Origin of the sequence: Longimycelium tulufanense, assembly GCF_014645795.1 — a bacterium.
Lineage (GTDB): Bacteria > Actinomycetota > Actinomycetes > Mycobacteriales > Pseudonocardiaceae > Longimycelium > Longimycelium tulufanense.
In genome coordinates this window covers 272,031-291,263 of record NZ_BMMK01000002.1, presented here as the reverse complement: position 1 = coordinate 291,263, position 19,233 = coordinate 272,031, and the positions used below count along the sequence as shown (strand labels likewise).

General features: G+C 71.7%; 18 protein-coding genes and 1 riboswitch. Of the genes, 14 read left to right on the top strand and 4 right to left on the bottom strand.

Features of this window, described 5'->3' with window-relative positions; all coding sequences use genetic code 11:
* Positions 1 to 6 precede the first annotated feature (6 nt).
* Positions 7 to 537, bottom strand: coding sequence for a YbhB/YbcL family Raf kinase inhibitor-like protein (locus IEY55_RS03605; RefSeq protein WP_189053818.1), 531 nt, complete (start codon positions 535 to 537; stop codon positions 7 to 9).
* 138 nt (positions 538 to 675) lie between these two features.
* Positions 676 to 867 (bottom strand): PspC domain-containing protein, encoded by a 192-nt coding sequence (locus IEY55_RS03600; protein ID WP_189053816.1) that lies wholly within the window; start codon positions 865 to 867, stop codon positions 676 to 678.
* A gap of 265 nt (positions 868 to 1,132) precedes the next feature.
* Here IEY55_RS03600 and IEY55_RS03595 point away from each other — a divergent pair, with 265 nt between their 5' ends.
* On the top strand, positions 1,133 to 1,921 hold the full coding sequence (locus tag IEY55_RS03595; RefSeq protein ID WP_189053814.1) for a polysaccharide deacetylase family protein: 789 nt from the start codon (positions 1,133 to 1,135) through the stop codon (positions 1,919 to 1,921).
* A 63-nt stretch (positions 1,922 to 1,984) separates the two neighbouring features.
* On the opposite strand, the gene IEY55_RS03590 is transcribed toward IEY55_RS03595, so the two are convergent.
* Positions 1,985 to 2,935: an alpha/beta hydrolase gene (locus tag IEY55_RS03590; RefSeq protein WP_189053812.1), complete on the bottom strand. Its 951-nt coding sequence runs from the start codon at positions 2,933 to 2,935 to the stop codon at positions 1,985 to 1,987.
* Positions 2,936 to 3,358: 423 nt separating this feature from the next.
* On the opposite strand from IEY55_RS03590, the gene IEY55_RS03585 reads away from it, so the two are divergent.
* The 4 genes from IEY55_RS03585 (at position 3,359) to IEY55_RS03570 (ending at position 7,192) form a co-directional block, all read left to right on the top strand.
* Positions 3,359 to 4,150: a S1 family peptidase gene (locus IEY55_RS03585; protein WP_189053810.1), complete on the top strand. Its 792-nt coding sequence runs from the start codon at positions 3,359 to 3,361 to the stop codon at positions 4,148 to 4,150.
* A 118-nt stretch (positions 4,151 to 4,268) separates the two neighbouring features.
* A complete protein-coding gene (locus tag IEY55_RS03580) occupies positions 4,269 to 5,078 on the top strand; it encodes a S1 family peptidase (RefSeq protein ID WP_189053807.1) in 810 nt (269 codons plus the stop codon).
* Positions 5,079 to 5,407: 329 nt separating this feature from the next.
* The gene (locus IEY55_RS03575; RefSeq protein WP_229685955.1) at positions 5,408 to 6,199 is read left to right on the top strand and encodes a S1 family peptidase; all 792 of its coding nucleotides are present in this window, start codon (positions 5,408 to 5,410) and stop codon (positions 6,197 to 6,199) included.
* A 153-nt stretch (positions 6,200 to 6,352) separates the two neighbouring features.
* Positions 6,353 to 7,192 carry a S1 family serine peptidase gene (locus tag IEY55_RS03570; RefSeq protein ID WP_189053805.1) on the top strand — a complete coding sequence of 280 codons (840 nt, stop codon included), beginning with the start codon at positions 6,353 to 6,355 and terminating at the stop codon, positions 7,190 to 7,192.
* Between the two features lie 176 nt (positions 7,193 to 7,368).
* Here the strand turns inward: IEY55_RS03570 and IEY55_RS03565 are convergent, their stop codons facing one another.
* The gene (locus IEY55_RS03565) at positions 7,369 to 7,989 is read right to left on the bottom strand and encodes a LysE family translocator (RefSeq protein ID WP_189053803.1); all 621 of its coding nucleotides are present in this window, start codon (positions 7,987 to 7,989) and stop codon (positions 7,369 to 7,371) included.
* 206 nt (positions 7,990 to 8,195) lie between these two features.
* Here IEY55_RS03565 and IEY55_RS03560 point away from each other — a divergent pair, with 206 nt between their 5' ends.
* From IEY55_RS03560 to IEY55_RS03520, 9 genes are all read left to right on the top strand, one after another.
* Positions 8,196 to 8,675 carry a GNAT family N-acetyltransferase gene (locus IEY55_RS03560; RefSeq protein WP_189053801.1) on the top strand — a complete coding sequence of 160 codons (480 nt, stop codon included), beginning with the start codon at positions 8,196 to 8,198 and terminating at the stop codon, positions 8,673 to 8,675.
* Positions 8,672 to 9,622, top strand: coding sequence for a threonine ammonia-lyase (locus tag IEY55_RS03555; RefSeq protein ID WP_189053798.1), 951 nt, complete (start codon positions 8,672 to 8,674; stop codon positions 9,620 to 9,622). Before IEY55_RS03560 ends, IEY55_RS03555 begins: the two co-directional genes overlap by 4 nt.
* Before the next feature lie 161 nt (positions 9,623 to 9,783).
* Positions 9,784 to 9,912, top strand: a riboswitch (cobalamin riboswitch).
* 78 nt (positions 9,913 to 9,990) lie between these two features.
* Positions 9,991 to 11,973: a putative cobaltochelatase gene (locus tag IEY55_RS03550; protein WP_189053796.1), complete on the top strand. Its 1,983-nt coding sequence runs from the start codon at positions 9,991 to 9,993 to the stop codon at positions 11,971 to 11,973.
* A 19-nt stretch (positions 11,974 to 11,992) separates the two neighbouring features.
* Positions 11,993 to 12,607, top strand: coding sequence for a cob(I)yrinic acid a,c-diamide adenosyltransferase (gene cobO / locus IEY55_RS03545; protein WP_189053794.1), 615 nt, complete (start codon positions 11,993 to 11,995; stop codon positions 12,605 to 12,607).
* A complete protein-coding gene (locus IEY55_RS03540; RefSeq protein WP_189053792.1) occupies positions 12,604 to 13,968 on the top strand; it encodes a cobyrinic acid a,c-diamide synthase CobB in 1,365 nt (454 codons plus the stop codon). Before cobO ends, IEY55_RS03540 begins: the two co-directional genes overlap by 4 nt.
* Before the next feature lie 3 nt (positions 13,969 to 13,971).
* Complete coding sequence (locus tag IEY55_RS03535) at positions 13,972 to 14,523, top strand: GNAT family N-acetyltransferase (RefSeq protein WP_189053789.1); 552 nt, start codon at positions 13,972 to 13,974, stop codon at positions 14,521 to 14,523.
* A gap of 440 nt (positions 14,524 to 14,963) precedes the next feature.
* Positions 14,964 to 16,379 (top strand): precorrin-4 C(11)-methyltransferase, encoded by a 1,416-nt coding sequence (cobM, locus tag IEY55_RS03530; protein WP_229685953.1) that lies wholly within the window; start codon positions 14,964 to 14,966, stop codon positions 16,377 to 16,379.
* A 203-nt stretch (positions 16,380 to 16,582) separates the two neighbouring features.
* Positions 16,583 to 17,809 (top strand): precorrin-6y C5,15-methyltransferase (decarboxylating) subunit CbiE, encoded by a 1,227-nt coding sequence (gene cbiE / locus IEY55_RS03525; RefSeq protein WP_189053788.1) that lies wholly within the window; start codon positions 16,583 to 16,585, stop codon positions 17,807 to 17,809.
* A complete protein-coding gene (locus tag IEY55_RS03520; protein ID WP_229685951.1) occupies positions 17,806 to 19,212 on the top strand; it encodes a cobalamin biosynthesis protein in 1,407 nt (468 codons plus the stop codon). Before cbiE ends, IEY55_RS03520 begins: the two co-directional genes overlap by 4 nt.
* The last annotated feature ends 21 nt before the right edge of the window (positions 19,213 to 19,233 follow it).

Sequence of the window (19,233 nt, the reverse complement as noted above, 5' to 3'; positions counted from 1 at the left end):
CTCGGATCACGTCTGGTAGGTGGGGATGACGATCGCGCGGGCCAGCGTGTGGAAGGCCAGGTTGAAGCTGATCACCGCGGGCGAGGTGTCCTCGTTGACATCCAGCTTCTCCACGTCGACCGCGTGCACCACGAAGTAGTATCGGTGCGGCCGGTCACCCTTCGGCGGTGCGGCACCCCCGAACCCGTTGTAGCCGTAGTCGTTACGGGCGTGGAAGGCACCCGCCGGCAGGCCCGAGCCGTCCTTGGCACCGGCGCCGGTGGGCAGCTCGGTGGTGGAGGCCGGCAGGTTGACCGCCAGCCAGTGCCAGAACCCGCTCGGCGTGGGCGCGTCCGGGTCGAAGCAGGTCACCGTGAAGCTCTTGGTGCCCGCGGGGAAACCGCTCCAGCTCAGCTGCGGCGAGGTGTTGCCGCCGGCGAAGGCGTGCTGGTCCGACATCTGCTCACCGGCCCGCACGTCGGTGCTGGCGACGGTGAACGAGCCGACCTTCGGCAGCAGCTCGTACGGGTCGGGCGCGACGGGACGTTCCAGGCTCATCGACATTCCTCCGCGACGCCTGCGGCTTTGATCGTTTCCGTGACCCACCCTAGTCCCCGGTCCCGGCGGGTGCCGGGCGGCCGGGCCGCGTCGCCGCGCCACCTCTCCCGCCGCCGTCCAGCGGGGGAGGGGACGGGGTCAGTGCTTGTCCGGCCCCGGCATGAGGATGGCCAACACGATGTAGAGCAGGAACTGCGGCCCCGGGAGCAGGCAGGACAGCACGAAGGCCAACCGGACCTTGCCGGGGCTCCAGCCGTAGTGCTCGGCGATGCCTCCGCACACCCCGAAGAGGACCCGGTTGCGGGAACGGGCCAGTCGCCTGGTGGTCATCTGCGTCCTCCCTCCGCGGGCCGCGGGCGCGGCCCGGACAGCAACCAGGCTGACCGAGCACCGGATCCGCGCACGTCGGCCCGCCGGCCGGTGCGCTGCTCCGGCCCGGGTACGACGAGCATCCACCCACGGTGGGACGCCGCGCCCCGGACGCATCGGGGAACCCGGAGTTCTTCCGCCGTGAGGAATAACAATCCGGGCAACCCTTGGTGGATCACCCCCGTCCTCCGAACGGAGGCTTTCACTCGATCGGGGGTACTGAGGGATGCGGAGACTTACGCGGTGCCTTCCGGGTTTCCTCGCCGTGCTGGTGCTGCTCGCTGGCGGCGGAACCGCGGTCCGTGGGGAGTCGGGGCCCGATCCCGACGAGGTCACCACGGTGTCCGCGGGCGCGCCGCCCAGCCACAGTGGACAGCCGGACCCCTTCCAGGCGTACCCGGTGGGGCGGAAGCAGGCCGAGGCCCCACCGAAACAGGACGGGAAGGTCGGGCTCGTCACCCGAATCAAGACCGACAAACCGGTCATGTTCGTCACCGTCGACGACGGCATCGTGCGCGACCCGAAGATGATCGACCTGATCCGGGACTCCAAGGTCCGGCCAGCCCTGTTCCTCACCGAACAGTACGTGCGGCAGGACCCGAAGTTCTTCCGGAAGCTGCGGGAGGTGGGCGCCACGATCGAGAACCACACGCTGACCCACCCGGATCTGGCCGGGATGACCTACGGCGACCAGCGTCGGGAGATCTGCGAGACCGCCGACAAGTACCGGCCGCTGTACGGAGAGCGGCCCCAGCTCCTCCGCCCGCCCTACGGCAGCTACGACGACACCACGCTCCGGGTCGCCGCCGACTGCGGAATGAAGGCGGCAGTCAACTGGACCGCACTCGTCGAGGACGGACAACTGAGGTTCCAGGGGATCGCCGACCAGCTCTACCCGGGCGACATCGTGCTCATGCACTTCACGGAGAACTTCGAGCAAGACCTCAAAGCCGTTCTGGACCAAGCGAAGCAGGACGGGTTGACCCCGGCATCCCTCCGTGACTTCCTCGGCTAGGTGTACCGGCCAGCCTCGTCCCGTGCCGGACGATTGCCGACGGCGCCGCTGGACGCAGTCTTCCTACCTCGTAGCCAGATCGTCCAGCCACGCGTCGACCTCGGCGAGAGCGTGCTCGCGTACCGGCTGTGCGGAAAGAAAAAGGTCGTGCATCCCGGCGGCGACCGGCGTCACGGTGACCTTGGTTCCTATCTTGGGTGCCCACTTCACGATCTGTCCGACATCGAGGATCGTGTCGGCGCGCATGGCCTCCGGGGTCCATTCCTTCGGGTGTGGCAGGCTGCGGTCGGAGTGCAGCACCAGCACGGGCACCCGCACGTCCAGTCCCCGATGCAGGCGGGCGTGCCCGCGCCGGACCGCACGCAGCCACCCGGCACGCACCGGGAAGCCCTCGACGGGCTTCCAGTCCGTGCGGAACTCCCACTCGCCGTGGTGGTCGACGTGGATGCTCTGCCCGTACACCGGGGAGAGGCCCCTGGGAACGACCCACTTCGGCCACAACCGGCCGACGAGGTCGGTCAGCCACGTGCCGGCCGTGCGGAGGAACCAGTTCTCGGCGAGGTCGAGCCACGGGCTGTTCAGCACCAGGGCGTCGATGACGTTGTCGTGCCGGCGTTCGTGCGCCCACAGCGAGCTGATCAGGCCACCCGTGGAGTGACCGAGCAACACGAGCCGGTCGTGCTGGTCCTCCTCGCGGATGACCCGCACCGCCGCGTCCAGCTCCTCGAAGTACACGTTGAGGTCGGTGACGAAGTTGGGCATCTCGTCGGGGCGCAGGGAACGGCCGTAGGCGCGGAGGTCGACCGCGTAGAAGTCGAAGCCGCGACGCGCGAAGTGCTCGGCCAGCCAGACCTGGAAGAAGTAGTCGATGAAGCCGTGCAGGTAGAGCACGGCCCCACGGCTGTTCGGCTCGGCCGGCAGGTGGACCAGCGTCGCGCTGGCCGCACCGCCCGGGGTGGTCCCCAGGGGAAGGGTGCGCGCCGTGAAACGCCCGCCGAGGATATCGGGATGCATGCGTCCTCCGTCGCGCCATGCCTGCACGGTGTGGCCACCGTGGTCACGAGCCTACGGTGCCGCCCGCCGCAATCCGCCGATCCGCCGATCCGCCGATCCGCCGGCCAGGATCGTGCCGGAGCCAACGGGGCCGAACCCGGGAACGCGCGGGAAAAGCGCCTGGATGTCAAATCCGCGTGAGTTCGCGCGGAATGTGGGTTGGCCGCATCCGCCAGGACCACGAGAGGCCGCAACCACCCTTTGGGCTGTGGAAGGGATCGTGGCCACGTGAGCCACGACCCGTGACGGACCGCGAACGGTAATGCTCGGAAAGCGTGGATCACCTCCCCGGTCGGGTGCATTACGGCGAACAACCGAACTGCCTGACCCGTTCTGCGTACCGTGCGCGGCATCGTCTCTTCCGTGTCGAGGAAGGAGAACACCATGGCGCATGTCCGGCGTGGGTCGCGCGCGTGGTTCGGTGTCCTGCTTGCCGCAGCCGGCACCCTGGCAACCGGCGCCGCCGACCCCACCGACGCGCCACGCGAGGTCGAGCCGTTCATCGTCGGGGGGCACCGCGCGAGCATCAAGGAGCATCCGTGGGTCGTGTACCTCACCACCGCGAACGGATACCAGTACTGCGGCGGGGTCATCGCCGCCCCGGACAAGGTGATCACCGCGGCGCACTGCGTGGACAAGCGGGACCCGGCCTCGCTTCGGATTGTGGCGGGACGCGAGGACAGGCAGAGCAGCGAAGGCGTCGTGGCGGGGTTGAAGTCGGTGTGGGTACACCCGGGTTTCAAGTCCACGGCGGAGGGTGACGACCTCGCCGTGGTGACCCTGGACCGGAAGGTGCCTTATCCCACCCTGCCCCTGGCGACCCCCGCGGACGCCACGCTCTACCAGCCCGGCACCAAGGCCGCGGTGCTCGGTTGGGGAGACCTGAAGGAGAGCGGGCAGTCCTCACGGTACCTGATGAAGGCCGTCGTGCCGGTGATGACCGACGGTGAGTGCGCCAAGGCATACAAGGAGTACAAAGCCGACAAAATGGTGTGTGCCGGGTACCCGGACGGCAAGATCGACGCGTGCCAGGGTGACTCCGGCGGCCCACTCGTTGCCGGAGGCAGACTGATCGGCCTGGTCTCCACCGGTGAAGGGTGCGCGCGGCCGGGCAAGCCCGGGATCTACACCCGTATGGCCGCCTACACGGGCGTCATTCAGCAACAAGTGGGTTAAGCAGGCCACATCCTACGAATGACCGTGGCGCCATCGCGTCACGGTCTGTTGCTCTTCTGCTCACCTTCCTGACGGAAGGTCCCTCACTGCCTCGAGGGATGAGTGGAAGGAGCACGACATGGCGGAAACCCTGCGCCGCCTTGGTCGGATGGTGGCCGTGCTCGCTGTGGCGACGGCCGGATCGGCCGCAACCGTGTCGGTGGCGGACGCCGCCCCACCGGCGGGATCCACGGACACGCAGCCCTACGTCGTGGGCGGCGAGGACACCACGACCCAGAAGCACCCGTGGGTGGTGGCCCTGACCACACCGAGCGGATTCCAGTTCTGTGGTGGCACCCTGGTCGCCCCCAACAAGGTGGTGACCGCGGCGCACTGCACCGACGGGGACCACCCCTCCCAGGTGCGGGTGGTTGCCGGTCGCACCGACCTGCGCACCAGCCAGGGCACGGTCGCCGGGGTGCGCAGCATCTGGGTGCACCCGGACTACCGGCGGGTGACCGCCGGGAACGACGTCTCGGTGCTGACGCTCGACCGGAGCCTGCACCACCGCACGCTTCCGTTGGCCTCGGCGACGGACGCCGGGCTGTACGCGCCCGGAAGCCCGGCCACCATCCTCGGATGGGGCCGTACCAGCGAGGGTGGCTCCGCGTCTCCCGTCCTGAAGCAGGCCACGGTGCCGGTGGTCTCGGACTCCGACTGCTTCCGTGCCTATGGCGGCCGTTACAGCCAGGACGCGATGGTCTGCGCGGGGTACCAGAGAGGTGGCGTGGACACCTGCCAGGGTGACTCGGGCGGTCCGATGGTGGTGGGCGACAAGTTGATCGGGGTGACGTCCTGGGGCGACGGCTGTGCCCGCGCCGGTAAGCCCGGTGTCTACGCGCGAGTCGCGAGCTACCACGACGTGTTGACCCGGCAGATCAGTTCCTGACGCGGCAATGACGGTGGGCCGGTCCATCGGTGACGGCGCTGCGGAACGACCGTCGTGAGGTGGGCACGACGTCGCAAGGTGCGAAGAGTGCACTCCGCTAACGCGGATTCCCGCTCAGCGCAAGGTGGCGCTGAGCCACGCCGCCTCCCCGCGATGTCGCCAGCCGGATCGCCGGTGCGGCCGGCCGCCGCTTTCGCCAGCGGGCACTTACCGAGCGTGCTCACCCCTCCGGGGGTCCGTGGTGGGCTCGAATTGTGCAGCGGCACGGCTCCTGTTCCCGTGTGGTGTGGGGACGTGGCTCGACGACCACGAGGTGGGAGGGCCGTGCGATGCGAACGACGAGGTTCCGCCGGCGTGGCTGGGTCATGGCGGCGCTCGTGACACTCCTGGTGACCCCGGCGGCACATGCCCACGAGGATGACCACACCGGTCGGATCGTCGGCGGCAAGGACGTGAACATCGTTGACCATCCCTGGGTGGTGGCGCTGGCCCACAGCGGATATCCCTACTGCGGCGGCATTCTCGTACGGCCGACCAAGGTCGTCACCGCCGCGCACTGTGTGCGGGACGCCCGGCTGCCCTCCCTGCAGGTGATCTCCGGACGGACGGACCTGCTCGACGACAAGACCGGCACCGTGTCGACGGTGAAGGAGCGGTGGGTGCACCCGGGCTTCACCTCGGTGATCAACGGGGACGACGTCGCCGTGCTGACCCTGGATGCCGCCCTCGCCGGTCCCCCGTTGCCCGTGGTGGTCGACGACCGGCCCTACCGTCCGGGCACCATGGCCGCCGTCCTGGGATGGGGGCGGACCAGCGAGGACGGGCCCACCTCGCCCCGACAGCTGCGCATGGCGACCCTCCCGGTGATCGAGGACGAGAGCTGCGCCAAGTCCTACAAGGAGTTCAAGAGGGAACGGATGGTGTGCGCGGGCTATCCGCAGGGCGGGGTCGACACCTGCCAGGGTGACTCGGGCGGCCCCCTGATCGTCGGCATCGTGCTGGTCGGTGTCACGTCGTGGGGCGAGGGGTGCGCCCGTCCCGGGAAACCAGGCGTGTACACGCGGCTGCTGGCCTACCGGGACCTCATCGCGAAGCAACTCCAGCCCGGCCACGCGGGGTAACCGACACGCCCTGGTCTCTCCAAAACGGACGAATGCACAGTCACCCATCGGGGTCGAAGCTGTCGGCTCCGTTTGTGCTCTCCGCCCCGCCGCGGTCCCGTGGAGCCACACACGTGCGCACTCCGCCGCGTCGACCTGGAGGGAGTCCGGGAGATGTGGAGTTTCGTGCACCAGCTCGGGAAGGGGCTCGTCGCCGTCGCCGCCACACTGACCGTGGTCGCGGCCGTGGCGATGCCGGCCCAGGCAGACCCGGACCGCATCGTGGGCGGCGTACCAGCCGACATTCGTGACCATCCGTGGATCGTGGCCCTGGCGGACCGGGACGGTAACCAGTTCTGCGGCGGAACGCTTGTCAGACCCAACAAGGTCGTGACCGCCGCGCACTGCGTCGACGGGGTCAGGCCGCGGGCGCCGAGCATCGTCATCGCGGGTCGGACCAACCTGAACGACACCCGCACCGGAACGGTGGCCTGGGTGACCGGCACCTGGGTTCATCCCGGCTACCAGGCCGGCGAACCGTTCGTCACGCTCCTCAACGACGTCGCGGTGCTCACCCTCGACCGGAACCTGACCTACCGGACGTTGCGCATGGCAGGATCCGGGGACGAGGAACTGTACGAGCCCGGCACATCGGCCACCGTGCTCGGCTGGGGCCACATCAGCGAAGGTGGCCCGTCATCCCCTGAACAGCTGCGCCAGGTTGACGTGCCGATCTTGTCCGATGCGGACTGTCGGACGGCGTTGTGGGACCCGCCCGTGGCCATGGGCTACCTGGCGGGCTTCATGATCTGTGCCGGTGACCTGCGCAACGGTGGTATCGACTCCTGCCAGGGTGACTCCGGCGGTCCGCTCGTGGTGAACGAGACGCTGGTGGGGATCGTGTCCTGGGGCAAGGGATGTGCCCGACCCGGCAATCCCGGCGTCTACACGAAGGTATCCGCCTACGCCGGCCAGCTGGAGCCGCCGCTGACGCTTGCGCCCCCGCTGGGATGAAAGGGAACCGGGCGGGGGCCGGTAGGCATCCCCCGCCCGGTGGCTCACCGGTGAAGTCTCGGTCCGGCCCCCGCGGGGGCCGGACCGAGACGCATGACAGCAGCTGTCCTCGTTGGGTTGGGCGCGATCCCGGGCGACGCTTCGCTCACGGGATGGCCCGTCAGCGTGCTGCCTGATCAGTGCACGACGAGCGCGACCGACATGGCCAGGAAGGTGGTCGCGCTGACCGCCTCCAGGGTGTTGTGCACGGCGGGGCGACGCAGGCGCGGGGCGATCCGGGACGCGGTGAGCACCAGCAGCAGCTCCCAGGCCGCCGCCAACACCGTGAACGCCCCGCCCAGCAGGGCCAGCTGCGCCGTCGGGCTGCCGGCGGAACCGATGAACTGGGGCAGGAACGCCAGGCTGAACAACATCATCTTCGGGTTGGTGATGTTGCACAGGAAGCCCTGGGCGAACCCACCAGCGCGATGTCCCGCGGCCGCCTCGACGGAACCGGAGCGCCAGCTCCGGGCCAGCTCGCGGGCCGTGGCCAGGGCGAGGTAGCCCAGGTACGCGGCGCCGGCCCAGCGCAGTGCGGTCAGCACCGTCGGGTGCCGCGCCAGGACGATGCCCAGCCCCGACACGACCAGGCCCACCTGCAGCGCGCTCGCGCCGTGGATGCCGAGGAGGGTCAGCAGGCCGGCTCGCCGCCCGGACCGCAGCGACGTGCGCAGCAGCAGGAACGCGTCCAGCCCCGGCGTCAGCACGAACACGACGGACGCCGCCAGGAAGGCCGGCAGCAACGTGAGGTCGAGCACGGCGGACCCCTCCTCTCTTCGCGCAGAACCGAATAATCATCTGTGTCTTACGCCACTTGACCGACGAATCTTCGGTCACCAGCTAGCCTATCAGAAGGATTTACGGAACTTTGTCGGGTGTGGGCACGCTCTTGACGCCACCGGCGCGGACCGTCGGAAGAAATCACGGCCGACCACCATCGCGGCGCTGGTATGCACATGGCGTGATGACCGAGTCCCCTGGCCCGCCCCCGGCGACGCTGCACGTCGCCACGCCCGACCAGCTCACCGTCCCGGTGCTCCACGCCCTGCTCCGGCTGCGGGTCGACGTCTTCGTCGTCGACCAGAAGTGCCCGTACCACGAGCTGGACGGCCGCGACCTGGATCCGGATACCCGGCACCTCTGGGTCTCGTCGCCGCAGGACCCGACCGACGTCCTGGCCTACCTGCGCGTGGTCACCGGGCCGGAGGGAACTTGCCGGATCGCGCGTGTGGTGACCGCGGAGCGGGCGCGGGGTCGGGGGCTCGCCCGCGAGCTCATGCGGGCCGCGCTCGATCTGTGCGGCTCGAGGACCTGCGAGCTGGACGCGCAGACCTACGTGGCCGACTTCTACGCCGGACTCGGCTTCGTCGCCGTGGGCGAGCAGTTTCTCGAGGACGGCATCCCGCACGTGCACATGCGACGCGAAGGGAGGCGGGACGTATGAGCCACCCGGAGCTGTCGCTGTCCCACATCGAGGGCGCAACGCACGTCATCGACCCGATCTTCCGCAACACCCCGCAGTTCGTGCACGACCAGATCACCGACTGGCTCGGGCGTGAGGTGTTGCTGAAGGTCGAGACGGTCAACCCGATCCGTTCGTTCAAGGGCCGCGGCGCGGACTTCTTCCTGCGCCGGCTCCACGACCACCCCGAGGTCGTCTGCGCCACGGCCGGCAACTTCGGCCAGGGCTTGGCCTACACCGCCCGACGGCTCGGGGTCGACCTGCACGTCTTCACCGCCACCAACGCCGTCGAGACCAAGATCGAGCGGATGCGCGCGCTCGGCGCGACGGTGACGCTGGCCGGCGCGGACTACGACGCGTCCAAAGACGCGGCCTTGGACTATGTCGCCGGGTGCGACGACCGGATCTACGTGGAAGACGGGCGGGAGCCGGAAATCGCCGAAGGTGCCGGGACGATCGCGATCGAGTTGCTCGCTGCCGGGCCGCTGGACGCCGTCGTCGTTCCGGTGGGTAACGGCGCCCTGATCAGCGGGATGGGCCGGTGGATCAAGGCCATGTCCCCGGGGACCAGGGTGATCGGGGTGTGCGCGGCCGGGGCGCCCGCGATGGAGCGGAGCTGGCGCACCGGACAACCGACGCCGACCGAGCGGATCGACACGATCGCGGACGGCATCGGCGTGCGCGTGCCGATCCCGGTCGCGGTGCGCTGGATGGAGAAGGTCGTCGACGACGTGCTTCTCGTCGACGACGAGGCGATCCGCACCGCGTTGCGCGCGGCTTGGACCGCCCTCGGGCTCGTCCTCGAGCCGGCGGCGGTGGCCGGGCTGGCCGCGATCCGGGAGCATGACATTTCGGGCGGGCGCATCGCGACGATCCTCACCGGCGGCAACATCCGGGCCGACCTGCTGGCCAGCCTCAACGACCGGTGAAGCCGGCGGCGGGCTCGGCCGCTGTTGGCCGTGTCGCCGGATCCGGAGGACCGTCCGCGGGATCAGGCGGACCCCTTCGGTTTGCCCGCATGTGACCAGGACCGGTTGGTCATCCCGCGGCGATCTGCGACGATCGTCGCTGACATGACGAGGGGTGCGCGAGGAAGCCGGTGCGAGTCCGGCGCGGTCCCGCCACTGTGACCGGGGAGCGATCCTCCACATCGGTGCCACCGCGGCCGGCCGGCCGCGGGAAGGCCGGAGGGGAGCGACGATCCGGGAGCCAGGACACTCCGCCTCTCGCCGCAGCCGGACCCGGGCGTGGACACCCGAGGAAGGACGACGGGCATGAGCGCATGCCGTGACCGCGTATGACCGCGCGTTATCCGTTCTCCGCCGTTGTCGGTCACGACGACCTCCGGCTGGCGTTGCTGCTCAACGCCGTGCACCCCGGTATCGGCGGGGTGCTCGTGCGGGGGGAGAAGGGCACCGCGAAGTCGACCGTCGTGCGTGCGCTGGCCGCCCTGCTGCCGAGCGTCGACGTGGCCCCCGGTTGTCGCTTCGGCTGCGACCCGGCGGCGGCCGACCCCGCCTGCCCGGACGGGACGCACCCCGTCGACGAGGTGCGACGCCGGCCGGCCCGGCTGGTCGAGCTCCCGGTCGGCGCCACCGAGGACCGGCTCGTCGGCTCGCTGGACCTGGAGCGCGCGCTCACCGAGGGGGTCCGCGCCTACCAGCCCGGCCTGCTGGCGGCGGCGCACCGCGGTGTGCTCTACGTCGACGAGGTCAACCTGCTGCACGACCACCTGGTCGACCTGCTGCTCGACGCCGCCGCGATGGGCCGCGCGCACGTCGAGCGCGAGGGCGTCTCGGTCTCGCACGCGGCGTCCTTCCTCCTGGTCGGCACGATGAACCCGGAGGAAGGCGAGCTGCGACCGCAGCTGCTCGACCGGTTCGGCCTGACCGTGCACGTCGCGGCCGCCCGGGACGTGCGGACCCGCGCCGAGGTCATCCGCCGCCGGCTGGCCTACGAGGCCGACTCCGCCGGGTTCGCCGCCCGCTGGGCCGACGCAGATGCGGAGCTGGCCGAGCGCATCGCCAAGGCCCGGCACGCGCTGGCCCGGGTGGTTCTGCCCGACGCCGAGCTGCGCCGGATCGCCGCGGTGTGTGCGGCGTTCGAGGTCGACGGCATGCGCGCGGACCTGGTCGTGGCCCGCACCGCGGTCGCGCACGCCGCCTGGCGCGACGCGGATGCGGTGTCCGAAGTGGACGTTGAGGTCGCGGCCCGCCTGGCATTGCCGCACCGGCGGCGCCGGGACCCCTTCGACGAACCGGGCCTCGACGAGAACCAGCTCGCGCAGGCCCTCCAGGACGCCGCCGAGCACACCGAACCCGACGACGACCCGGAGCCGCCGGACGGTCCCGGCGGTGGTGGCTCACCCGAGCCCGAACCCGGCCCGGACTCGGGCGGACCGGGCGACGGGGCGGCGCCGGACACCGAGCCGGGAGGTTCCGGCACGGCGAGCGCCGACCAGCCGCCGGCCGTGCCCGCACCGGCCTTCCGCGCCCGGCTGCTGGAGGTGCCCGGCATCGGGGAAGGCGCCCCCGGGCGACGTTCCCGAGCACGTGCCCGCACCGGCCGCGTCGTCCGATCCTCCACTGTGGAGGGTCACGGGCTCCACCTGGCCGGCACGCTCACCGCCGCGGCCCCGCACCAGGCGAACCGCGGCCGCAGCGGCCCGGGCCTGGTGCTGCGCGGCGAGGACCTACGGCGTTCGGTGCGCGAGGGCCGGGAAAGCAACCTCGTGCTGTTCGCCGTCGACGCCTCCGGATCGATGGCGGCCCGCAAGCGGATGGCCGCGGTCAGCGGCGCCGTGCTGTCCCTGCTGCGGGACGCGTATCAGCGTCGCGACAAGGTTGGCATGATCACCTTCCGGGGCAGTGGTGCCGAGCTGGCCCTGCCTCCCACCCCGTCGGTGGAGGCCGCGGTGGCCCGGCTGCGCAGGCTGCGCACCGGCGGCCGCACCCCGCTGGCCGAGGGCCTACTCACCGCGCGCCGGATGCTGGCCACCGAGCGGCTGCGGGATCCCCGACGCCGGCCGCTGCTGGTCGTGGTCACCGATGGCCGGGCGACGGTCGGGGTGGGCGGGGACCCGGTGGCCGATGCGGTGCGCGCGGCCGGCCTGCTTGCGGCCGAAGGGGTGGCGGCGGTTGTCGTGGACTGCGAGCAGGGAATGATCAAGCTGGGCCTGCCGGCCAGGCTCGCCGGCGCGCTCGGGGCGCCGTGCGTGCGGTTGGCGGAGCTGTCCGCGGAGCGCATGGCCGGGGTGGTGCGCGCGGCCAGGGCCGCCTGAGCGAAGGGAGGCAGTGACGATGCCGCAGGGCAAACCGGCCGTCGTGCCGCGGGACGGCCTGACCACCCGGCAGCGCCGGAACCGTCCGCTCGTCGTCGTGCACACCGGCGAGATGAAGGGCAAGTCGACCGCCGCGTTCGGGCTGGCGTTGCGGGGCTGGAACCAGGGTTGGTCGATCGGGGTGTTCCAGTTCGTCAAGTCCGCCAGGTGGAAGGTGGGCGAGGAGGCCGCCTTCCGCGCGCTCGGGCGGTGGCACGAGACCACCGATGAGGGTGGCCCTGTCGAGTGGCACAAGATGGGCGAGGGCTGGTCCTGGTCCCGCAAGAAGGGAACCGAGCAGGACCACGCCACCGCGGCGCTGGAAGGGTGGCGGGAGATCGCGCGCCGGCTGGCCGGCGGACGCCACACCCTCTACGTGCTCGACGAGTTCACCTACCCACTGAAGTGGGGCTGGATCGACGTTGACGAGGTGGTCGCGACGTTGCGGGACCGCCCGGGGCACCAGCACGTGGTGATCACCGGGCGGGACGCGCCCGCCGCGCTCATCGACGCTGCCGACCTGGTCGTGGAGATGACCAAGGTGAAGCACCCCATGGACGGCGGGCAGAAGGGCCAGAGAGGAATCGAGTGGTGACACCGCGCGTCGTGGTCGCCGCCCCGAGCTCGGGCAGTGGCAAGACCACGGTTGCCACCGGGCTCGTCGCGGCACTGCGCCGGCACGGCCACGCGGTCGCCCCGTTCAAGGTGGGTCCGGACTACATCGACCCCGGCTACCACGCCCTGGCCGCGGGTCGCCCGGGCCGCAACCTCGATCCCGTACTGGTTGGCGAGGACCCGCTCGCCCCGCTGTTCGCCCACGGTGCGCGGGGGTCCGACATCGCCGTGGTCGAAGGCGTGATGGGCCTGTTCGACGGGCGCTTGGGCACCGCGGGGTTCGGATCCACCGCGCACGTGGCCACCCTGCTCGGGGCACCGGTCGTGCTGGTCGTCGACGCCCGGGGCCAGGGGCGGAGTTTGGCCGCACTCCTGCACGGGTTCCGCGGTTTCGACCCGTCGGTGCGGCTCGCCGGCGTGATCCTCAACTACGTGGGATCCCCACACCACGAGCAGGTGCTGCGCGAGGCCGGTGACGAGGCCGGACTACCCGTGCTCGGTGTGGTCCATCGGGACGCCGCACTCGATGTGCCGTCCCGGCATCTCGGGCTGGTCACCGCGGCCGAGGGCGGGGCCGCGGCCCGGAGTGCGGTGGACGCGATGGCCGACGCCGTGGCGGCCGGCGTCGATCTGGACGCCGTGATCCGGGTGGCTCGAACCGCTGCTCCCCTGGACGCGCGGCCGTGGGAGCCGGCGATCGAGGTGGTCCCGGAACGTCCGGTGGTCGCCGTCGCTGGCGGTCCGGCGTTCACCTTCGGCTACGCCGAGCACGTCGAGATCCTCTCGGCCGCGGGCGCACAGGTCGTGACCGTCGACCCGCTGCGGGACGAACGCCTCCCCGAGGGTGCGGCCGGTTTGGTGCTGCCCGGCGGTTTTCCCGAGCAGCACGCGGCCGAACTGGCTGGGAACGCCCCACTCCGTGCGGAGGTCGCCGCGTTCGCCACCGCCGGCTATCCGGTGCACGCCGAGTGCGGTGGACTGCTCTACCTGGCACGCGAACTGGACGGACAGCCGATGTGCGGGGTCCTCGACGCCACCGCACGCATGTCCGAGCGACTCACGTTGGGCTACCGCGACGCCGTCGCCGCCACCGAGTCCGCGTTGTTCCTTCCGGGAGAACGGGTTTCGGGGCACGAGTTCCACCGGACCGTGGTGCGGCCCGACCACGGCGTCTCGCCCGCCTGGCACTGGCGAGACCGCGCGGGCCGGCCGGTCACCGAGGGGTTCGTCCACGGCGGAGTCCACGCGTCCTACCTGCACACGCATCCGGCGGCACGCCCGGAGGCGGTGGCCCGCTTCGTCGCCAGGTGCGCCGCGGCGGTCCCGGCACGGAGAGGATGAGCAATGCCGGAACAGGTCATGCCCGAGACCGACTTGACCACCTCGCGGCTGCGACTGCGCCCGTTCCGGCCCGACGACGCACCCGCCATCCAGGCCAGGGTCGACGCGGAGATCGCCCGCTGGATACCCGTGCCCGACCCGTACGACCTGGGTGCGGCTCGTGATTGGTGCGAGAAGGCATTGCAGCTCCGGCTCGAGGGCGACGGCCAGCAGTGGGCGATCACCGACCGCGAGGACGGTGTCCTGCTCGGCTCCATCGGTCTCACCCGGACGCGTTGGGCTTCGTTGACCAGCGAGATCGGATACTGGGTGGCGGCCGCCACCCGTGGCCGGGGCGTCGCGGCCGAGGCCGCGCGAGCGGTCGCCGAGTGGGGACTGCGCGAGATGGGCCTGGTGCGGGTGGAACTGATCGCGGACGTGGCCAACGTGGCGTCCCAGCGGGTCGCCGCCAAGGCCGGATTCCACCGGGAGGGTGTGCTGCGGTCCGCCCTCCTGCGCCGCGGGGTCCCGCGCGACGTCGAGTGCTGGTCGCTGGTAAGAAACGACTTGGCATAGACAGAAACTCTTTTGTTATCGGCGGTTAGTCCATTCGGTCGATCCTGTGTGGACCTCTTCCGGCCATCGACCCCGCCCCCGCCGGTCGTCTGTTGCCGGCGATGATCATGGCCACGGCCTTGCGTCCCAGGAAGTGACCGCTTCCGCGGCCACCGGCCGCACCGCGCGGCGTTATGCCCAGCAGCAATGGGGAGGCGGGCGGGGGAGATCAACCGGGGCGGTACGGTCGTGCGGACAGCAGCGGCCCGCGGCTCGGCACGCTCCGCGAGGGGCGCGCGGCGTGACGAGGCGTTGGACCGCGTGGTGCCCGCCCAGCAAGTCGATGTCCATGCGCACGCGCGCGCCGCCCACGTTGTCCGGCCGGACGCGGCGGGCGTTCCGCGCGCCGTACCTGTCCACCGTCGTCCTCCCGCACCGTGGCGGGGGAGGGGAGTGCAGAAGTGAGCGGTCGGGTCTCCTTCGTCGGCGCCGGCCCGGGCGCCGAGGACCTCATCACGGTGCGGGGCGCGCGCCGTATCGCCGAGGCGGACGTGGTCGTCTGGCCGGCCAGCGTCGTCGTTCCCGAGTGCATCCGGGAGCACGCCCGGCCGGACGCCGAGCTGGTCGACTCCACGCGGACCAGTCCGGAGCAGGTGCTGGAGATCTGCCGGCGCGCGTTGCGGGACAAGCTGAAGGTGGCGCGCGTGCTCTCCGGGGACCCCACGATGTGGGGTGCCGTGCAGGAGCAGTACGACGCGTGCAGGCGGATCGGCCTCGAGGTCGAGATCGTGCCCGGGGTGTCCCCGGTGTCGGCCGCCGCCGCGACGGTGGGGCGGGAGCTGACGGCGCCGGAGCTGGCGCAGTCGGTCATCTTGACCCGCCTGGAGGGTGGCACCACGCCCGCCCGGGAGTCCGAACGGGTGCGGGAGCTGGCCACGCACGGCACGACAATGGCCGCGTTCCTGTCCGCCGCGCACACCGCCCAACTCGCCGAGGAGTTGCGGGACGGCGGCTATGCGCCGGACACCCCGGTCGTCGTGGCCTACAAGGCCACGTGTCCCGACGAGTTGATCCTGCACACAACGCTCGGTGAGCTGGAGGAGACGGTCAAGGCGCGCAAGCTCTGGCGACACGCGCTGTTCCTGGTGGGTCGGGCGTTGGGCACCGGCCGCTCCCGTTCCTACCGCACGGATCCGCAGATCCGCCGCCCCGCTCGGCGCGGCAGCTACCGCCGCAGCGGGGCGACCGGCCCGTCCGCCGGCGCCACCGCCTACCTGCGCGGACACCGCCAGTCCACGAGCACGACCGCGTCGAACGGGGATGTGGCCGTGCCGGCGGCGCCGCGCCGGCCCGAGTCCGAGCTGGCGTGGTGGGCCGTCCGGGACTGGCAGGAAAGCGCTCGGGCAACCCGACCGCGCTCCGACAGCCAGCCGGTCAACGGCGGGGAAACCACCGACACCCCAACGGAACCGGACCCGGTCGCCGAGCCCGCGGTGGTGGCCGCGGAGCGGCCGGCGGCCACGCCGGACGAGGGCGTCGCGCCCGCGGCGGCCGATACGCCGAAGCCGGCCAGTCTGGTCGCGGCCGCGACCAGCACGGCGGGACGGGTCACGGCACGGGTGACCGCGGGTCCGCGGTCCGGTCGCGCTCGCCCGACCCGGGCCAACACCGGAACCGAGCGGTCAACCAAGGCCCGCGCCGCAAAGGGCGAGCCAGCCGGCAGCAAGGATGCCGGCGCGGACACCGGCGAGCAGCCGCGCAAGCGAGCCCGCAAGCCCACCGCGAAGGCCGCCGAGGACGGGGCGAAGACGACTCGCCGGACACGGAAGACCGGGGACGCGCCCGCTCCCAAGCGACGCGCACCCCGCTCCACGTGAGCCGCGCCGCGCCGTAGTGGGGCCAGCCACCGGGCGCGGCGGGGACCGGTACGACAATGACGTGTCGTGAGCGTGTGGCAACCCGGTCCTGACCTGTTCGTGCGGCTCCCGCAGCGGAGATGGTGTCCGCGTGCGGGATTCCGCGTCGTGCGACCCACCGTCCCGCCCGGGACGGTGGGGTCCGGGCGGAGGGAGTCGGCGACGTGGCGGTGACGTTGATCGGTACCGGGGCCGGCGCTCTTCCCCCGGTCGCCGACGAGGCGCTGGTCAAGGCGGACCTCGTCATCGGTGCGCCCGCGCAGCTCGCCGCGCACGTCCCGCCGGGCGTGCGGACGGTCGAGCTGGGCGAGTGGGATGCCGCATTGAAGGCGATCCGCCGGTGCGAGGGTGCCAGCGAGAGCGCGGTGGTTCTGGTCGCGGGTGATCCCGGCTACTTCGGGACGCTGCGCCGCCTGCGGGAGAACGGGCTCCGGCCCCGCGTGCTGCCGGCGGTTTCGGGGATCCAGCGGATTGCCGCCGGGCTGGGACGACCCTGGGACGACCTGGTGGTGGTCAGCGCGGACGGCCGGGCCATGGACCGGGTACTCAACGTGTGCCGGGCACGGCCGGCGGTCGCGGTGCTGACGGCACCCGGAGCCGGCCCCGCGGAGCTCGCCGCCGGCCTCACCGGGTGGCGACGCACCCTGGTCGTCGCCGAGGGCACGGGCACGGCGGACGAAGAAGTGTCCACTGTGGACATCGAGGAGGCGGGCCGTCGGGAATGGCGGTCGCCGAACGTCGTGCTGTGCCTGGCCGATCCCGACCTGCTGCCCGTCTCCGGCTGGCACGCCGGCGGTGAACCGCTGCCACCGGCGGAGGGCTGGGCGTTGCCGGAGGACGAGTTCGCGCACCGGGACGGCATGCTGATGTCGGCGGAGGTGCGAGCGGTGGTGCTGGCGCGGCTGGCACCGCGTCCCGGCAACCTGGTGTGGGAAGTCGGTGCGGGTGCCGGGGCGGTCGCCGTGGAGTGTGTACGCCTCGGCGCGGCCGCGATCGCCATCGAGCGGGATCCCGTGCAGTGCGTGCGGATCGTCGCCAACGCCGGCAGTCACGGTGTGGACGTGCGGGTGGTCGAGGACGAGGCTCCGGGTGCGCTGGCGGGCTTGCCCCGGCCGGACTCGGTGTTCGTCGCCGCCGGCGGGCCCGAGGTCGTCGAGACCTGCACTTGGGCCGGCGCGCGGCGGATCGTGGTGGCGCTCGATGCGCTGGACCGTTTCGGGGCGACGCGGGAGACGCTGCGGTCGGCCGGCTACCAGGTGGCGGGGTGCCAGCTCAGCGCGTCGCGCCTGATCGAGTTGGACGGTGGTGGTGCCCGGCTGGCGGCCACCGACCCGGTGATGTTGCTCTGGGGAGTCGCCGAGCGGGAGACCGAGGGGAGGGACACGGCGTGATCGGCCTGTTCGCCGCCACCGCGACCGGCCGGCGGTCGGCTGCCGTGCTGGCCAGCCATCTCGGTCCGGACGCGGTGGTGGCGGAGGGTCCTGTCCGGCCCGCGCTGCGCCGACTGTGGCCGAGGCTGCGGGCAATGGTGTTCTTTCTCGCTCCCGAGGACGCCATCCGGCTGGTCGGGCCGATGCTGTCGGACCGACAGACCGATCCCGCAGTGGTGTGCGTCGACGACGCGCACCGCTACGCGGTTGTCCTGTCGAGCGGAACCGCCAGCGGCGGCAACGCGCTCGCTCAGCGTGTCGGGGAGGTGCTGGACTGCGTGCCCGTCACCAGCGCGGCTGGCGACGCGGTGGGCAGCACTCCGCTCGACGAGCTCGTTGAACTGCTCGATGCCGCGGTGGAAGGGGATCTCGCCCAGTGCGGTATCGCCGTGCTCGAGGGTGCTCCCGTCCGGCTCGTCAACCCGATGCGGTTTCCGTTGCCGGCAATGCCGCCCAACGTCGGCGAGGAAGCGGAGGGTCCGGAGTGGACTGTCCTCGTGGAGGACCGAATTCCGGTGGAGCCCGAGCAGTTGCCGGAGTGGCCGGGCTGGCCGGTGCGTCCCGCATCGGGGAAGCTCCTGCGCTTGGTGCCACGAACTCTGGTTGTCGGGATCGGCGCGACCGGTGGGGTATCGACCACCGCAGTGACCTCGACACTCTCCCGGCTCCAGCACGAGCACGGGCTCGATCTTCGTGCGGTGCGGTCGTTCGCGACAGTTGATCGCAAGGCGGGAGAACGCGGCATCGTGGAAGCCGTGGAGGACCACGGATTCTGGCATGCCGAGACCGCCCCACCGTTGCTGCGTTACTCCGCGGCGAATCTGTCCGAAGTGGATGTTCCCAATCCCAGTGCGGCGGTGCGGGAGGCAACGGGGACGCCGAGTGTGGCCGAAGCCGCCGCGCTGCTCGCCGCCCGGGAGCACGCCGGGGGTGGGCGTATCGAACTGATCGTGGAGAAGATCGTCGGGGACAACGTCACGGTGGCCGCGGCGCGGGTGTATCCGCGGGGGCGGCTCGCCGTGGTCGGTCTCGGCCCCGGGCCGGCGGACCTGCGCACCCCGCGTGCCGAGGCGGAGCTGCTCCGCGCCGCCGCGGTCATCGGCCCCTCCCGGCTGCTGGGCCAGGTGCGCCACCTCATCCGGCCGGGCACGCGGGCGGAGAACATCATCCCGGGTGCGGAGGCGGCGGCCGCGGACCGAGCGGTTGCGCTCGCCGCGGCCGGTTCCTCGGTCGTGTTGCTCGACACCACCGGTGTCGAGGCGCATGACCGGGTGATGGCCGCCGTGAACCGTTCCGAGCAATCCCTGACACTGGTCACGGTTCCCGGGCTGGCGACCGAGGAGCTGTCCGGCGAGTCCGAGTAGTCGCAGTCGGGCTGTAGGGCG